Source organism: Saccharopolyspora sp. NPDC045839 (assembly GCF_056431645.1).
The window spans coordinates 1-14,714 of sequence record NZ_JBWKKH010000010.1; the positions used below are offsets into that span (position 1 = coordinate 1).

A 14,714-nucleotide genomic window follows, 5' to 3' on the forward strand; every position below is an offset into this window, starting at 1 on the left:
ACAAGCCAGAAACCTAGACGCAGCAACGGCGTGCCCCCAACTCCATGGCCAAACCAGCCACTCACACCACCCACGGAAACGTCACAAGAGCCCAATTTCAATGGAAATCGAAGGTCCGATTTCCATTGAAATTGCGGGTGCACCGGAGGGCCGAACGGGGCAAAGGGCGCATTTCAGGAGGTCGGGCTGCCGGCCGGGTGATCAATTTCCCTGGTCGTCACGCACCGCGATCGCGTCGTGATCATCCGCACCCACCTGCCTGCGCCGTCGCCGCCACCGGGCGCTAACTTGTGGACCGATACAGCGTTGTGCACCACGGAGGTCCAGAGTCCAGATGGCGGGCGTCGAAGAAGTTCGCGCGGGAATTGCCTTGGCGAATCAGAAGATGCAGGAAAGCATCGCCGCCCTGCAACAGGGCAACCTCGCGCTCGAAGAGGCGCAATCGGCCCTTGTCACCGCCACCCAGGGCAGCTCCCAGGAGGAGATGCAGCACGCGCACGGCTCGCTCGCCGAGGTGATGCAGGTGGTCAGCGGCGTGCAGGCGCAGATCAGCGCCACGATCAACGCCACCGAGGGCTACGCGGGCCGCCTCTAGGTCCCGGCGGCTCGGCAGGGACGGAGATTTCGCGCGAAATCGCCGCAACGACAGAAGTCCAACCCGACCTCGTAGACAGGCTCTGTGGCACCGTGTCGACACTCGACGAACTGATCCAGACGTTGCGCCTCGTGGAGGAACACCTGACGGACGCGGGCGCCCACCTCGGCACCAGCCGGACCGCGCTGTCCGAGGCGGAGCAGGCGCTGGCGAAGCTCGACCCGGAACACCCGGAGACGGTGGTGCCGCCGAGCCTGCACCGCGCAGATGACCAGATCGAGCGATCCCAGGGGATGATCGAGCACGTCCTCAACACGGTGCGCGACTTCGCCACCCGGTTGTAGGACGCGGCGGCGTTCTCGGCTTTCGGCGCTCAACCGAGCCACATTCGCCCCCGTGCATGGGTGGACCAGGGGCCTGCTCGGCTCCTCGTCGAGTGGTATTTTGATCACGGTCTGTAACACGGGTTCCGAGGTGGGGCGTGGGTAAACGCAACGAGCGGCGGAGTCGGATCGAAGCGGCCTTCGAGCGCCTGCGAACCAGCATCGCCTCCGCGCTCGGCGCCGCCGAGCAGGAGCACGACCGCGTCCTCGCCGAATGCTCGCAGCAGGAGTACGCGCTGCGCATCGCCCAGGTCGGGGTGGCCGCGGCGGAACGCGAACCGGCGGAGATCGCCAATCCCGAGAACCCGGTCTTCCAGGCCGCAATGCGGGAGGCGCTGCGCGAGCGGGCGGAGATCTACGCCGAGTGGACCGAGCAGGGCCCGGAGCAGCTCGGCGGGCTCGTCGCGGAGGCGGCTCCCGGCGCTGCGGGGCTTCCGTGGCCGGAATGGCTCGGCGAGGCCGGCACCCAGGACACCGCCGCGCCGCCACCCGGCCTGTGGCGGATCGGCACCGCGACCGTCCCGGATTCGCCCGACCCGCAACCGTTCCCGGCCGCCGTCCCGCTGCTGGACGAGTCGCACCTGCGGATCGTCACCGATGGCAACCCGGAATCCGCCGAAGCCCTGGTGCAGAACCTGCTGCTGCGGCTGCTCAGCCGGTTCCAGCCCGGTCTGGTGCGCATCCACGTCTGGGACGTCGCGCAGCTGACCGGAACGCTGCCCGGGCTCTACCCGCTGACGCGCGCGGGCCTGCTGACGGCGCACGATCCGACCCGGCTCGACGAGATGCTCGAAGCGCTCTCCGACCACATCCGGCGGATCCACACCAGTTCGCTGGTGGGCGGCCACACCTCGCTGCGCTCGCTGGCCGCGGAAAACGGGCACCGCTCGGAGCCCTGGCGGGTCGCGGTGCTGTTCGGCAACGGCGAGGCGCTGCGCGAGGAGCAGCAGCAACAGCTGCAGCGGATCGCGCGCAACGGCCTGGCCTGCGGCATCCAGCTGATCGTCGTGGATCTCTCGCTGACCGTGAACAGCGCGATCGAGTCCATCCGGCTGCTCGGCGGCGACCGGGCGCGCACCAGCATGACCGGGCCGGAAGCCGTTGTGCAGCTGGACGAATCGCCGTCGCGCAACGAGGTCACCAAGGCGTGCTCGGCGATCGCGGAGGCGTTCCTCGCCCGGCGGGCGCGGGTGCGGACCTTCGACGACCTGGTGCCGGAGCAGCTGTGGACGCAGCGCTCGACGGCCGGGCTGCACGCGCCGGTCGGGTTCAACGAGGGCGAACCGGTGTGGATCACCCTCGGCGACGGCAGCCCGCACACCCTGATCGGCGGCCCCAGCGGATCGGGCAAGACGAACTTCCTCTACGGCATGCTCGGCGGGCTCGCGGCCCGCTACTCGCCGGACGAGCTGGAGCTCTACCTGCTGGACTTCAAGGAAGGCGTGTCGTTCGCCCAGTTCACCCCGGGCCGCCGCGACCCGAGCTGGCTGCCGCACGCGCAGCTGGTCGGGGTGAACGTCAACACCGACCGCGAGTTCGGGCTGGCGCTGCTGCGCTTCCTGGCCGACGAGATGCGGCGGCGCGCGGAGTCCGCCAAGGAGCACGAGGTCACCAAGCTGGAGGAGCTGCGCGCCGAGGACCCGAACGGCCGGTGGCCGCGGATCGTCGCCGTGATCGACGAGTTCCAGTACCTCTTCGCCGAGCGCGACCCGGTCACGGCGCAGGCCGCCGCGCTGTTGGAGGACGTCGCGCGGCGCGGCCGGTCGCAGGGCATCCACCTGGTGCTGGCCAGCCAGGACGTGTCCGGGATCGAGGCGTTCTGGGGCAAGCCGGCGATCTTCGAGCAGTTCATCCTGCGGATCGCGCTGCCCAAGGCGCGGCGGGTGCTGGCCGACCAGAACAACAACGCCGCGCTGGAGCTGCCGCGCTGGCACGCGGTCGTCAACCACGAGTCGGGCGTCAAGCACGGCAACGAGATCGCGCGCATCCCGGACGCCACCGCGAAGAACACCTTCGATGCGCTGCAGCAGGAGCTGTGGAAGCGGCGCGACAAGAACGCCCCGCCGCCGCGGTTGTTCGACGGCTCGAACCTGCCCGGGCTGTCCACACTGGACGATTACGCGAAGCTGCGGGCGCCGGTGGCGGTGCCGAAGGTCCTGCTCGGGCAGATCATCGACGTCAACGGCACTGCCGCCGCGGTCCGGCTCGTGCGCTCGCCGGGACGCAACATCGCGGTGATCGGATCGGTGCTGGCGGATGCGACCAGCGTGCTCGGCACGGCGACGCTTTCCCTGGCGCGCCAATACGTTCCGGGCAGCATCAAGTTCACCATCGCGACCCTGCTCGACGACGTCGACGACGACGCGCGCGGCGTCGCCGAGGCGTTGCGCATCGACGGTCATGACGTCGAGCTGGTCGACTTGGACGGCATCGAGGCCGCGCTGGCCGCCACCGCCGAGACGATCGACCAGCGATCCGGCGCCGACGTGCCGCACGTCCTGGTGCTCTACGCCGCCGACGCGGCGCACACCACGCTGGAGCGCAAGGACCCGACCACCCGCGTCAGCGGGCTAGACCACCTCCGGAAGATCCTCAAGCAGGGTCCCGAATTGCGGGTGCACGTGATCGGCTGGTGGCGCAGCGCGCAGCGCGTGAAGAACACCCTCGGCATGGGCCCGGTCGACGACATCGGCGCCTGGGTCGCCTTCGACGTGCACGGCCAGGAGCTGGCGGCGTTCGCGGCCGGGCAGGTGGTCAACTGGTCGCCGCGGGCGCGGCGCGGCCTGTTCTTCGACCGCGCGGTGCACTCCCGGCCCGAGGTGATCCTGCCCTTCGACCTCGGCGACCAGGCGAAGCCGGTGCCGTCGCCGTGAGCGGCGGACGAGCGGTGCGAGATCCGGGAGGAAGCCGGTGACTGAGCAGATTCCGGCCGCGGAGCGGTACAAGGAGATCACCGCACGGGCCACCACCGCCGCGCAGCAGCTGCGCAAGCACGAGCGCGAGCGGGCCGACAAGCTCGGCGAGGCGGTCGCGGCGGGGAAGCAGCGCCGGGAGGCCGCCGACGAGCAGCGCGAGAAGGTGTTCGACGACGTGCGCAAGCGGTGGAGCGCCGCGATGGAAGCGCTGTGGAACGAGCGGTGGATGCGGGTCACGAGCATGCCCGACCCGGACCGCAAGGCCGCACCGTCCACACCGGACGATTCGCTTCGCGATGTCCAGCAGGCCTACATGGCGTTCTACAACGCGCTCGAGAAGCCCCGCTTCGCAGCGAGTCTCCGCCCCCGCCGCAAGAAGGATTCCTGACCAGGTCACGAACACCGTTCCGCCCGGCTGGACCCGTGCGCGCTTTTGGTCGCTATAGCAACACAAACCACACACGGGCCCTGACCTGCAGGAACGATGGGTCAGGACTCGCCTGGGGCGGCGAAGAGCTCGTCGAGGTGGCAGCGCAGCACGGCCTCGGCGTCCTGGCCGGTCCGCTGGCCGACGAGGACTGCCGTGCCCAGCCCGTGGTTCAGCGCGATCAGGCGAGCCGCTTCCACGGACGCGTCGCGATCTCGCGACAGCTCGCCGTCGGCCTGGGCCCTGCGCAAGGCGTCGCCGAGCTGTCCTTCGAGGTGGTTCAGGCCCGCAACGAAGGGCTGGTCGGCGAGTTCCGGATCGGTCATCGCCAGCACCGCGTAGGAGGCGCCGACGAGGTGGAAGGCCCGGCTCACCTCGTCGGTCGGTAGCGCCTCGGCGAGGAACGCTTCGACGAAGGCGCGGCCCGACGGCGGGCTCGGCATCCGCTCCAGCCGTGCCGTCCACCGCTCCTGGCTCTGCCGTTCCAAGTGACGCAAGGCGTCGTGCATCAGCTGGGCCTTGGTCTGGAAGTAGTACTGCACCAGCCGCAGCGAGACGCCGGCTTCGGCGGCCACCGAACGCATCGTCACCGCGTGCAGGCCCTCGCGCGCGGCCACCCGCACCAGGCCCTCGGCCATCTGCGCCCGCCGCTGGTCGTGGTCGACGGTCTTCGGCAATGCGGCTCCCTCCGTTGTGATACAAGTGTATCTGATACAGACGTATCATCAACGGTGGAGGGCTCCATTGCGGCAGGGACGAGCCGGCGGCGCGGTACTCGCGCTGGCCTGCGCAGCGCAGCTGATGGTCGTGCTCGACGTCTCGGTGATCAACGTCGCGCTCCCCTCGATCCAGGCCGAGCTGGGCTTCACGCCGGAATCCCTGCAGTGGGTGGCGAACGGTTACCTGCTGACCTTCGGCGGCTTCCTGCTGCTGGGCGGGCGATTGGCCGATCTGCACGGCAGACGGCGGATCTTCCTGGCCGGCCTCGCGGCGTTCTCCGCGGCGAGCCTGGTGGGCGGCTTGGCCACCGGCCCCGCCGCGCTGATCGCCGCGCGCGCCGCGCAAGGGCTCGGCGCGGCGGTGCTCGCCCCGGCGACCCTCAGCATGGTGACGACGACGTTCGCCGAAGGTCCACATCGGACACGCGCGCTGGCGACCTGGACCGCGGTCAGCGTGGCGGGCGGCGCCGCGGGCAATCTCGTCGGCGGCGCCCTCACCGAGTTCCTGTCCTGGCGGGCCACCTTGCTGATCAACGTGCCGATCGGCGCACTGGCACTCGTCTCCGCAGCCCGCGTGCTGGTCGCCGACCGCCCTCTCGCGGCGCGCGGGACCCGCCTGGACCTGCCCGGTTCGATCCTCGCCACGGCGGGTCTCACCTGCCTGACCTTCGGCGTCACGAACGTCCCGCTCGGCTGGACCGCCCCGCAGACCCTGGTGCCGCTCACCGCCGGGGTCGCCGCGCTGGTCCTCTTCGCGGTGGCCGAAAGCCGATTCGCGGCCTCACCGCTGGTGCCGCCGCGGCTGTTCCAGAACCGTTCGATCGCCGTGGGCAACGCGGTGATGTTGCTGGTAGGAGCGTGTTTCCAGGCACCGATGTGGTACTTCCTCACGCTCTACATGCAGGACGTGCTGCACTACACCGCCCTGCAAACGGGCCTCGGCTTCCTGCCGCACACCCTCGTGACCATCGTGGCCGGGCGGCTCCTCACTCCCCGGCTGATGCGCCACGTCAGCGGCCGCACCTTGATCGTCGCCGGCGCGCTGATCGCCGCGGCCGGGTTCGCGTGGCAGAGCCGCATCGACGCGGACAGCGGATACCTGGCCGGGATCCTCGGCCCGGCGATCGTCCTCTCCTTCGGCGGCGGCCTGCTGAACACGCCGCTCACGACCACGGTCACCGCCGGAGCGGACGCCACCGAGGCCGGTGCCGCCGCGGGCCTGATGAACACCACCAAGCAGATCGGCGGCGCCTTCGGGCTCGCCGCGCTGATCTCCATCTCCGGCACCCAGGACCCGCAGGCGCCGGTGGACTACGCCACGGCATTCCTGGCCAGCGCGGGAATTCTCGTTGCGGCCGGCGTCGCGGGGGCGGCGCTACGGCCACCGCTGAACGGCGCGGAGCCCGACCCACCCCACAAGGGTGAACTTGGCGTTTTCGCGCGAAACCGGCAGTTCCCCTGAGGGGCGGGCGCCGGTTTCGCGCGAAAACGGCGACATTCCGTCGCGTCGGGCCGGATCAGGCGGCGGCTTCCAGCAGGGCCGCGGCAATCGCCTTGGCGCGTACGGCCGGCTCCGCCGTTCGTTCGCGCAGGGCGGTGACGTTGGCCCCGTCGATCAGCAGCATCAGCTGTTCGGCCAGCTGCCGGTGGCCGCGGTAACCCGCCTCCACCAGGAGGCCGTCCAGGTAGTCGGTGACCTCTTCCTTGTGCTCCGCCGCGACGCGGTGCGCCGCGCTGTCCGGGTCCGCCATCTCGACCATCGTGTTGATCGAGGCGCAGCCGCGGAAGTCCGGCGCCGCGAAACGTTCCGCGAAGGCGTCGAAGACCGCCAGCGGCCCGCCGCCGCGGTTGGCGACGTCGGCTTTCAGCCGCTCCAGCACGGCGTCGGCGTAGCCGCGCAGCATGGTCACGACCAGGTCGTCCTTGCTGTCGAAGTGCCGGTAGAACGAGGCGCGGCCGACTCCCGAGGCGGCGACCAGCCGTTCCACTCCGACCGCCCGGATGCCCTCGGTGTAGAAGAGCTGCTCCGCGGCCTCCACGAGACGTTCTCGAGCGCGCGTTGCCATGACGTCACGATATCCGAGCTTGCACCAAAACGGAATCGATCGGTACCGTCCCTCACATGGAAACGATCGGTACCGTTTTGGGGAGCCCCCTTGACCAAGACCGCTGAACCCACCACCGGCGGCGTCCCGCTCCGGGCGGCGGTGCTGGCGCTGGGCACGTTCGCCGTGGGCACGGACGCCTTCGTCGTCGCCGGTGTCCTGCCGGAGATCTCGGCGGATCTGCAGGTGAGCATCGCCGAGGCCGGGCAGCTGGTGACCGTCTTCGCGATCGCCTACGCCGTGCTCGCGCCGGTCATGGCGACGCTGACCGGCAACTGGCCCCGCCGCCGCGTCCTGCTCGCCGCGCTCGCCGTCTTCGCGGCCGGCAACATCGCCACCGCGCTCGCCCCGACCTACGGAGCCGTGCTCGCGACCCGCGTCCTCGCCGCCGCCGGCGCCTCCATGTTCACGCCGATCGCCGGAGCGACCGCCGCCGCACTCGCTCCGGAGGACCAGCGCGCACGCGCGATTTCCCTGGTGACGCTGGGACTCACCGCGTCGACCGCGCTCGGCGTGCCGATCGGCACGCTGCTCGGGACGGTCGCGACCTGGCGCGGCACCATGTGGCTCGTCGCCGCGCTCGGCGTCGCCGCCGGGATCGGCGTTGCGCTGCTCCTGCCGCCGGTTCCGGCACCGCCCTCCGCGGGCCTGCGCGAACGGCTTTCCCCGCTGGGCAACGGAAAGGTCGTCGCGATCCTGCTGACCACGGTCGCCGCGTTCATCGGGATCTTCGTGGTCAACACGTACGTCAGCGTGATCGTCGGCGCCGCGACCGGCGGCAGCGGCATGCTGCTGGCGGTGCTGCTGTTCCTGTCCGGCTGCGCCGGAACCGTCGGGAACCTGGTGGCCGGCGGCTGGACCGACCGGATCGGGCCGCGACGGGTGATCGCCGCCGCCATGGTGGTCGGCGCGCTCAACTTCGCGGTGATGCCCTGGTCCACCGCCACTTTCGCCGGCGCGGTCATCGCGATCGTGGTCTTCGGGCTCACCTCGTGGAGCATCACGGTGCCGCAGCAGCACCGGCTGATCGCGGCCGCACCGGCTGCGGCTTCCTTCGTCATCTCGCTCAACGCCTCCGGCGGATACCTCGCGGTGTCGCTGGCCGGGGTCATCGGCGCCGCAGCGCTGCCGTTCTCCCCCGCCGCACTGCCCTGGGTAGCAGCGGTGTTCGTAGTCGCGGGTCTGGCGATGTCCGAGTACGCGAACCGGGTCGGGGCCCGCCGATGACATCCGCAGTGGACACTCCGAGCCGGTGGGCCGTGCCGGTGCTCGGGTTCGGCACCTTCGCTGTCGGCACCTGCGAGTTCGTGCTCGCGGGCGTGCTTCCGCAGCTCAGCGACACCCTCCGGGTCTCGATGAGCACGGCGGGCCAGGTGGTGACCGCCTTCGCGCTGACGTGCGCGCTGGTCGCGCCGGTGCTCGTCGCCGCGACCGCGGGCTGGCGGCGGCGCCGGGTCCTGCTGCTCGCGGTGGCGGTCTACCTGATCGGGAACATCGCCACGGCGGTCGCGCCGTCGTTCCCGCTGGTGGTCGCGGCTCAGGTGGTCGCGGCCGCGGGGGCGGGCCTGTTCGTGCCGACGGCGGCGGTCACGGCGTCCGCGCTGGTGCCCGAAGACCGGCGAGGTCGCGCCATCGCCGCCGTGACAACGGGTTTCACCGCCGCGACCGCGTTGGGCGCGCCGCTGGGCACCGCTCTGGGCGCCGTATCCGGCTGGCGGATGACGATGTGGTTCGTCGCCGGGCTGGCGGTGCTGGGCCTGCTGGGCGTGCTCCGGTTGGTGCCCGCCGACGTGGCGGCTCCGACGGCCGAGTCGCTCCGCGCTCGGTTCGCGCCGCTGACCGACCGGCGGGTGCTGGTGGTGCTGGCGACGACGCTCATCGGCTTCACCGCCGTGTACCTGCCGTACACCTACATCGCCGCCGTGTTCGCGCCGGCCACCGCGGGGAGCGGAATCCGCCTGGCGGTGCTGATGTTCCTGCTCGGGGCGATCGGCACGATCGGCAACTTCGGGGCCGGCGCGCTGGCCGACCGGATCGGCGGGCGGAAGGTCGTCGCGCTCGCCCTGGCCTGGCTGGTGATCAGCCTGCTCGTGCTGCCGCTGACCACCGGGAGCTTCGGCCTGGCGACGGCGGAGGTCGTGTTCTTCGGCATCGCGGCCTTCGCGATCACGACGCCGCAGCAGCACCGGCTGATCACGCTGTCGCCGGGCTCGGCATCGGTGCTGGTGTCGCTCAACGCCGCGATCCTCTACCTGGCCATCGCGGCGTCCGGCATCATCGGCGCGATCGGGATCGAGTGGGCGGGCGCTCAGCACCTGGGCTTCATCGCCGCCGCCCTCGCAGCGGTGGCGCTGCTCCTGTCCCTTCGCGCCTGAAGGTTCCCCGGTGCGAACGGCCCGTTCACCTTCATAGATGGCGCGAACGGGCCGTTCGCGCCGCGGTTGTCCAGCTGCGGCAGGGCACCGCATCCGCAGCCGGGGAGCCATGGTCGTGATCCGCCCCGACCGCGCGGACCGAGGTGGAGATTTCGCGCGAAATCGCCACCCCGCAGGCGTGGAGAACGTCGATTTCGCGCGAAATCGCCCGCCATGCCCATGCCAGAGATCTACCGCAACGATCCCGAACGGCCCCGGGTCTGCGGCCAGGCGACCGCGAGGGACGATCGGGGCATGCAGGAGCTGTTATCCGCCGACGCCGTCGCCGGAGCCACCGATGATCTGCTGGTCCGCTGGGGCGCGCAGGCGTTGACGCCGGAGTACCCGCACGAGGCGGGGGCCGCGTGGCAGCACGGCAACGCCGTGGCCGTCTACGCGCCGAAGTTGTCCAGGTACGACCGCGTGCTGTTCAGCGGCCCGGTCGACGACGCGGCGGAGCTACTCGCGCGGGTCATGGCGGAGGTGCGCAGCGACCGGCTCCGGCCGCTCGCCGACGCCGAACTCGCCGGGCCGGTCGCGGAGCTCCTCGGGCTGGAGGTGCGCGCGACCTTCGGGTGGATGCACCTCGCCGCCGAGCCGCCGAGCACCCCGACCGCGGGCGTCGAGTGGCTCACCGGCGCCGATGAAGACTCGATCGCCAGCCTGCTGCGCAAGGCGAACCCGACGTCGTACCTGTTCCCCGACGATCCCGGGGCCTGCCGCTGGGCCGGGATCCGCGGCGCGGACGGCACACTGGTCGCCGTCGGCGCCGACTCCTGGCCCGCGCCCCGGATCCGCCTGATCTCCGGCGTCACCACCCACCCCGACCACCGCGGCGCCGGCCTGGCCACGACGCTCTGCTCGTTCCTGACCGCGGAGCTCGCCCGCGACGGCGGCGTGGCGCTGATGGTCGACGCGGACAACGAGCCCGCGCTCCGGGTGTACCGCGGGCTCGGCTACCGCTACCGCGCGATCACCGCGCTGGCCGGATGAGCTTGCCCGGGTTGAGGATTCCCGTGGGGTCGACGGCCTTCTTCGCCGCCGCGAGGACCGCGCCGCCGACGTCGCCGATCTCCGCTTCGAGCCACGGCAGGTGGTCGGCGCCGACCGCGTGGTGGTGGGTGATCGTGCCCCGGCCCGCGATGGCGTCCGAGGCGGCCATCTTCGCCCGCTGCCACTGGCCGAGCGGGTCGTCGGCGTCGCGGGCCGCCAGCACCGTGAAGTACAGCGAGGCGCCGGTCTCGTAGGCGTGCGAGATGTGGCACATCACGATCGGCGACTTGTCGTTGACCTGCAGGCTCCGCACCAGCGCCGTCCGCACCGCGGAGCGCAGTTCGCTGAGATCGGTCCAGTGCGTCGCGGTCTCCAGCGTCTCCACGCACACGCCGCGATCCAGCAGCGCGTCGCGCTGCCGCGGCCCCGAGAACCGGTGCGACCGCCAAGCTTCGCCGACCGGGCGCCCCAACCGGACCGTGCGGAGTCCGCGCAGGGCGCGCAGGGTCGCCGCTCGGCGCTGCTTCAGCTCGCCGCGCGAGGCCGCGTCCCAGCCGAGCACCAGCAGGCAGGGCTGCCGGATTCCCCTGCCTCGCAAGTAGGTCTTCAGGGACCGGGCCTTGAGCGCGCCGGAGAGCTCCAGCTGCACGTCTGTTTCGTCCACATCGGACAGCCGGGTGACGTCCGCCAGCGCGCGCCCCTGCGCCAGCGCCCGCACCGCGTCGACGCCGGACTGCCAGCCGTCGACCACGAACGCCTCGTAGCGGCTCCGGGCCGGCGCGGGCCGGACGCGCAGCGCCACCTCGGTGATCACGCCGAGCGCTCCCTCGCTGCCGACCGCGAGCTGCCGCAGGTCGGGGCCCGCCGCCGACGCCGGGGACACCCCGAGCCGCCACTCGCCGACCGGTGTCGCGAGCCGGACGCCCTCGACCATGTCCTCGAAGCGGCCGTAACCGGCGGAGGCCTGCCCCGCCGACCGGGTCGCGGCGAAGCCGCCGATGGTGGCCCGCTCGTAGGACTGGGGGAAGTGGCCGAGCGTGAAACCGTGCGCGGCCAGCAGGGATTCGGCTTCCGCCGCGCGCATCCCTGCCTGCACCACGGCGATCCGCGAGCCCGGATCGAGCGAGACCAGCCGGTCGAGCCGGGCCAGGTCCAGCGCGACGACCGCGGCCTTGCCGCCGCGCAGCGCGTCGACGCCGCCGACCACCGAGGTGCCGCCGCCGAACGGGACGACGGCGATGTCGTGCCGGACGCAGATCTTCAGGACGCCCTGCACCAGATCCGGATCCGTGGGCAGCAGCACCGCGTCGGGCACCGCGAGCCTGCTGCCGCCGCGGCGGCGCATCAGGTCCGTGTACGACATCCCGCCGGCGCGGCCGAGCCGTTCGGCGGGGTCGGTCAGCACCTGCTGCTCGCCGATCAGGGCCGCGAGCTCGGCGCGCGCCGCTTCCGGCAGGTCGCTCTCGGCGACCTCCAGCAGCGAGGCGGGAACCGCCGGCGTGGCGGTCTCGGCCAGGCCGGTTCGCTGGCGCAGCCAGCGCAGCGCATGTGGTGACAACGGCGCAGCGGAGGCCCCCGATGGGGTCCAGCTGCCGCGGAGGGTGTGTTCGATCAGGCCGTTCACCAGTACAGTGTTACACATGACGTCGCAATGTCACAGCGCTCGAGGTGACAGCACCCCACCGGCGCCCGCCCGCCCGGCCCGCCAGGCGGCCAACCGGGTCGGCGATGCCGAACTGCTGAACGCCGCCCGGGAGTGCGTGCTGGCCAACGGCGTCCGGCGCACCACGCTGACGGAGATCGCGCGGCGCGCCGGGGTCAGCCGGATGACGCTGTACCGGCGGTTCCCCGACGTCGACAGCCTGGTCACCGCGCTGATGACGGTGGAGTTCGGCGAGATCCTGCAGCTGGCCGGCACCGGGCAGGAGACCGGCAACGGCCGGCAGCTCCTGGTCGCGGGGACAGTCCGCGGTATCCGGCTGCTGCAGGCGGCGCCGCTGCTGCAGCGGGTGCTGGAGACCGACGCCGAACTCCTGCTGCCCTACCTGGTCGAGCGGCTCGGCAGCACCCAGCTCGCCGCCGAGGGGTTCATCCGCGAGCACCTGGTGCGGGGCCACGAGGACGGCTCGATCCGCCGCGCCGATCCGGCCGTGCAGGCGCGCGCCCTGCTGCTGCTCGTGCAGTCGTTCGTCATCTCCGCCCGCCCGGCCTCCGGCGACATCGACCCGGCGGCCCTGACCACCGAACTGGCCCACCTCCTCGACGGCGCCCTCGGCCCGGAGCCCACCGATGCCTGACCACCCCAGCTTTCGGCGGTGTCAATCGACACCGCGCCGAACCCGTCGACTGAGCGCAGTTTCAATTGAAACTGCGGCGCCCGGAACCCCACCGACCCGCCCGGAGGTCCGATGATCACCACCCCGCTGCCCGCCGGTTCGCTGCGCGCCACCTCGCTGAACGCCGCGCGCCGCGCCGCCGAACTGTCCGCAGTCGCCGAAGACGAGGTGGACCTGCTGGTGGTCGGCGGCGGCGTGACCGGCGCCGGAACGGCCCTGGACGCGGCCGCGCGCGGGCTCTCGGTCGCTCTGGTGGAGGCCGAGGACCTCGCCTGGGGAACGTCCCGCTGGTCCAGCAAGCTCGTGCACGGCGGCCTGCGCTACCTGGCGCACGGCGACATCGCGCTGGCGCGCGAATGCGCCGTCGAGCGCAACGTGCTGATGACGCGCACCGCGCCGCACCTCGTGCGGACGCTCCCTCAGCTCATCCCCCTGCACGGCAGCGTGTCGCGCCGCTCCGAGCTGGTGCTCGCCGCCGGGCTGCACGCCGGCGACGCGCTGCGCCGCACGGCTCGCACCCCGTCCGACGTGCTCCCGCCGCCCCGGCGGATTCCCGCCGCGGAGGCGCTCGCGCTCATCCCGGGCCTGCGCTCCGCCGGCCTGCGCGGTGGCCTGCTCGGCTTCGACGGCCAGCTCGTCGACGATGCGCGCTTGGTCGTCGCGCTGGCGCGCACCGCAGGCGGCTTCGGCGCTCGCGTCCTGACCCGCGTGCGCGTGCGCGAGCTCGACGGCCGCGGCGCCGACGCGGTGGATCAGCAGACCGGCGAATCGCTGCGGATCCGGGCCCGTTCGGTGGTGAACGCGGCCGGGGTGTGGGCCGGCGAGCTCGCGCCGGACGTCGAACTGCGGCCGTCGCGCGGGGTGCACCTGCTGGTCGACGCGGACGCCGCCGGGATCGCCGGGACCGCGCTGGTCGCGCCGATCCCGGGCGAGTCGGGCCGGTTCCTGCTGCTCCTGCCGCAGCCCGACGGCCGCGCCCTGCTCGGGCTGACCGACGAGCCGGTGCCCGGGCCGATCCCGTCCGTCCCCGAGGTTCCGCAGTCCGATGTGGACTTCCTGCTCGCGGGCGTGCGCGACGCGCTGGGGCAGCCGTTGGAGCGCAAGCACGTCCTCGGTTCGTTCGCCGGGCTCCGGCCGCTGCTGGCGCAGCCGGGCGGCAAGGGGTCGGCGGACCTGTCGCGCCGGCACGCGGTGCTGACCTCGCCGGACGGCGTGGTGACCGTGGTCGGCGGGAAGCTCACCACCTACCGGAAGATGGCCGCCGATGCGGTCGATGCGGCGGTGCGCACCGGCGGGCTGCCCGCCGGACCGTCGCGCACCGCGGCCGTGGCGCTGGTCGGCGCCGCACCGCGGCGGCACCTGACCGATGTTGAAGCGGCGGCTCGGCTGATCGCGAAGTACGGCACCGAGGCCGCGCGCGTCGCCGCGTTGGCCGAGTTCGACCCGGATCTCGCGGAGCCGATCGCGCCGGGCCTGCGGCTCACGGCCGCCGAGGTGCTCTGGGCGATCCGCCACGAAGGCGCGCTCGACGCGGCGGACGTCCTGGACCGGCGCAGCCGGGTCGGGCTGAACCCGGCGGAACGCGAGTCGGCCCTCCCGGCGGTCGAAGCTCTCGTCGAGCGGGCGCTGCACGGCGTTTCGGGCTGAGCACGCGCGGAGGTTCCTCCCGATCACGGGTCGTGCGTGTTTTGTGTTGCTACAGCAGCACAAAACACGCACGACCCCAGAACGCACGAAGTCCGGGCGACCCGGCGATTCAGCCTCGCGCCGCCTCCCGGAAAACGCAAATATCCTGCATATTCGCCCGTCACCAGTCAGAATGGATGT

13 protein-coding genes are annotated in these 14,714 nt (G+C 72.1%); 10 read left to right on the forward strand and 3 right to left on the reverse strand.

Annotation, left to right across the window (positions count from 1 at the left end; translation table 11 throughout):
- The first annotated feature begins 334 nt into the window (after positions 1-334).
- The 4 genes from AC07EQ_RS16170 to AC07EQ_RS16185 all read left to right on the forward strand — a co-directional run bounded on the left by AC07EQ_RS16170 (position 335) and on the right by AC07EQ_RS16185 (position 4,281).
- Complete coding sequence (locus AC07EQ_RS16170; RefSeq protein ID WP_478388730.1) at positions 335-595, forward strand: hypothetical protein; 261 nt, start codon at positions 335-337, stop codon at positions 593-595.
- A 92-nt stretch (positions 596-687) separates the two neighbouring features.
- Complete coding sequence (locus tag AC07EQ_RS16175) at positions 688-939, forward strand: hypothetical protein (RefSeq protein ID WP_478388731.1); 252 nt, start codon at positions 688-690, stop codon at positions 937-939.
- Between the two features lie 137 nt (positions 940-1,076).
- The gene (locus AC07EQ_RS16180; RefSeq protein WP_478388732.1) at positions 1,077-3,851 is read left to right on the forward strand and encodes an FtsK/SpoIIIE domain-containing protein; all 2,775 of its coding nucleotides are present in this window, start codon (positions 1,077-1,079) and stop codon (positions 3,849-3,851) included.
- Between the two features lie 37 nt (positions 3,852-3,888).
- The gene (locus tag AC07EQ_RS16185) at positions 3,889-4,281 is read left to right on the forward strand and encodes a hypothetical protein (RefSeq protein ID WP_478388733.1); all 393 of its coding nucleotides are present in this window, start codon (positions 3,889-3,891) and stop codon (positions 4,279-4,281) included.
- 101 nt (positions 4,282-4,382) lie between these two features.
- Here the strand turns inward: AC07EQ_RS16185 and AC07EQ_RS16190 are convergent, their stop codons facing one another.
- Positions 4,383-4,997, reverse strand: coding sequence for a TetR/AcrR family transcriptional regulator (locus AC07EQ_RS16190; RefSeq protein WP_478388734.1), 615 nt, complete (start codon positions 4,995-4,997; stop codon positions 4,383-4,385).
- Between the two features lie 67 nt (positions 4,998-5,064).
- Between AC07EQ_RS16190 and AC07EQ_RS16195 the strand changes: the two genes are divergently transcribed.
- Complete coding sequence (locus AC07EQ_RS16195) at positions 5,065-6,501, forward strand: MFS transporter (protein ID WP_478388735.1); 1,437 nt, start codon at positions 5,065-5,067, stop codon at positions 6,499-6,501.
- 55 nt (positions 6,502-6,556) lie between these two features.
- On the opposite strand, the gene AC07EQ_RS16200 is transcribed toward AC07EQ_RS16195, so the two are convergent.
- Positions 6,557-7,105: a TetR/AcrR family transcriptional regulator gene (locus tag AC07EQ_RS16200; RefSeq protein WP_478388736.1), complete on the reverse strand. Its 549-nt coding sequence runs from the start codon at positions 7,103-7,105 to the stop codon at positions 6,557-6,559.
- 90 nt (positions 7,106-7,195) lie between these two features.
- On the opposite strand from AC07EQ_RS16200, the gene AC07EQ_RS16205 reads away from it, so the two are divergent.
- The 3 genes from AC07EQ_RS16205 to AC07EQ_RS16215 all read left to right on the forward strand — a co-directional run bounded on the left by AC07EQ_RS16205 (position 7,196) and on the right by AC07EQ_RS16215 (position 10,551).
- The gene (locus tag AC07EQ_RS16205; protein ID WP_478388737.1) at positions 7,196-8,371 is read left to right on the forward strand and encodes an MFS transporter; all 1,176 of its coding nucleotides are present in this window, start codon (positions 7,196-7,198) and stop codon (positions 8,369-8,371) included.
- 8 nt (positions 8,372-8,379) lie between these two features.
- Positions 8,380-9,519 carry an MFS transporter gene (locus tag AC07EQ_RS16210; protein WP_478388738.1) on the forward strand — a complete coding sequence of 380 codons (1,140 nt, stop codon included), beginning with the start codon at positions 8,380-8,382 and terminating at the stop codon, positions 9,517-9,519.
- Between the two features lie 294 nt (positions 9,520-9,813).
- Positions 9,814-10,551 (forward strand): GNAT family N-acetyltransferase, encoded by a 738-nt coding sequence (locus tag AC07EQ_RS16215; protein ID WP_478388739.1) that lies wholly within the window; start codon positions 9,814-9,816, stop codon positions 10,549-10,551.
- Here AC07EQ_RS16215 and AC07EQ_RS16220 read toward each other — a convergent pair.
- On the reverse strand, positions 10,532-12,175 hold the full coding sequence (locus tag AC07EQ_RS16220) for an FAD-binding oxidoreductase (protein ID WP_478388929.1): 1,644 nt from the start codon (positions 12,173-12,175) through the stop codon (positions 10,532-10,534). The genes AC07EQ_RS16215 and AC07EQ_RS16220 overlap by 20 nt on opposite strands.
- Before the next feature lie 16 nt (positions 12,176-12,191).
- On the opposite strand from AC07EQ_RS16220, the gene AC07EQ_RS16225 reads away from it, so the two are divergent.
- Positions 12,192-12,848 carry a TetR/AcrR family transcriptional regulator gene (locus AC07EQ_RS16225; protein WP_478388740.1) on the forward strand — a complete coding sequence of 219 codons (657 nt, stop codon included), beginning with the start codon at positions 12,192-12,194 and terminating at the stop codon, positions 12,846-12,848.
- 111 nt (positions 12,849-12,959) lie between these two features.
- Positions 12,960-14,534: a glycerol-3-phosphate dehydrogenase/oxidase gene (locus AC07EQ_RS16230; protein WP_478388741.1), complete on the forward strand. Its 1,575-nt coding sequence runs from the start codon at positions 12,960-12,962 to the stop codon at positions 14,532-14,534.
- The last annotated feature ends 180 nt before the right edge of the window (positions 14,535-14,714 follow it).

Bases quoted from the DNA above. Each gene is read 5' to 3' on its own strand.
- AC07EQ_RS16200 (WP_478388736.1), bottom strand. From the start codon at position 7,105: ATGGCAACGCGCGCTCGAGAACGTCTCGTGGAGGCCGCGGAGCAGCTC.
- AC07EQ_RS16230 (WP_478388741.1), top strand. From the start codon at position 12,960: ATGATCACCACCCCGCTGCCCGCCGGTTCGCTGCGCGCCACCTCGCTG.
- AC07EQ_RS16170 (WP_478388730.1), top strand. From the start codon at position 335: ATGGCGGGCGTCGAAGAAGTTCGCGCGGGAATTGCCTTGGCGAATCAG.
- AC07EQ_RS16225 (WP_478388740.1), top strand. From the start codon at position 12,192: ATGACGTCGCAATGTCACAGCGCTCGAGGTGACAGCACCCCACCGGCG.
- AC07EQ_RS16215 (WP_478388739.1), top strand. From the start codon at position 9,814: ATGCAGGAGCTGTTATCCGCCGACGCCGTCGCCGGAGCCACCGATGAT.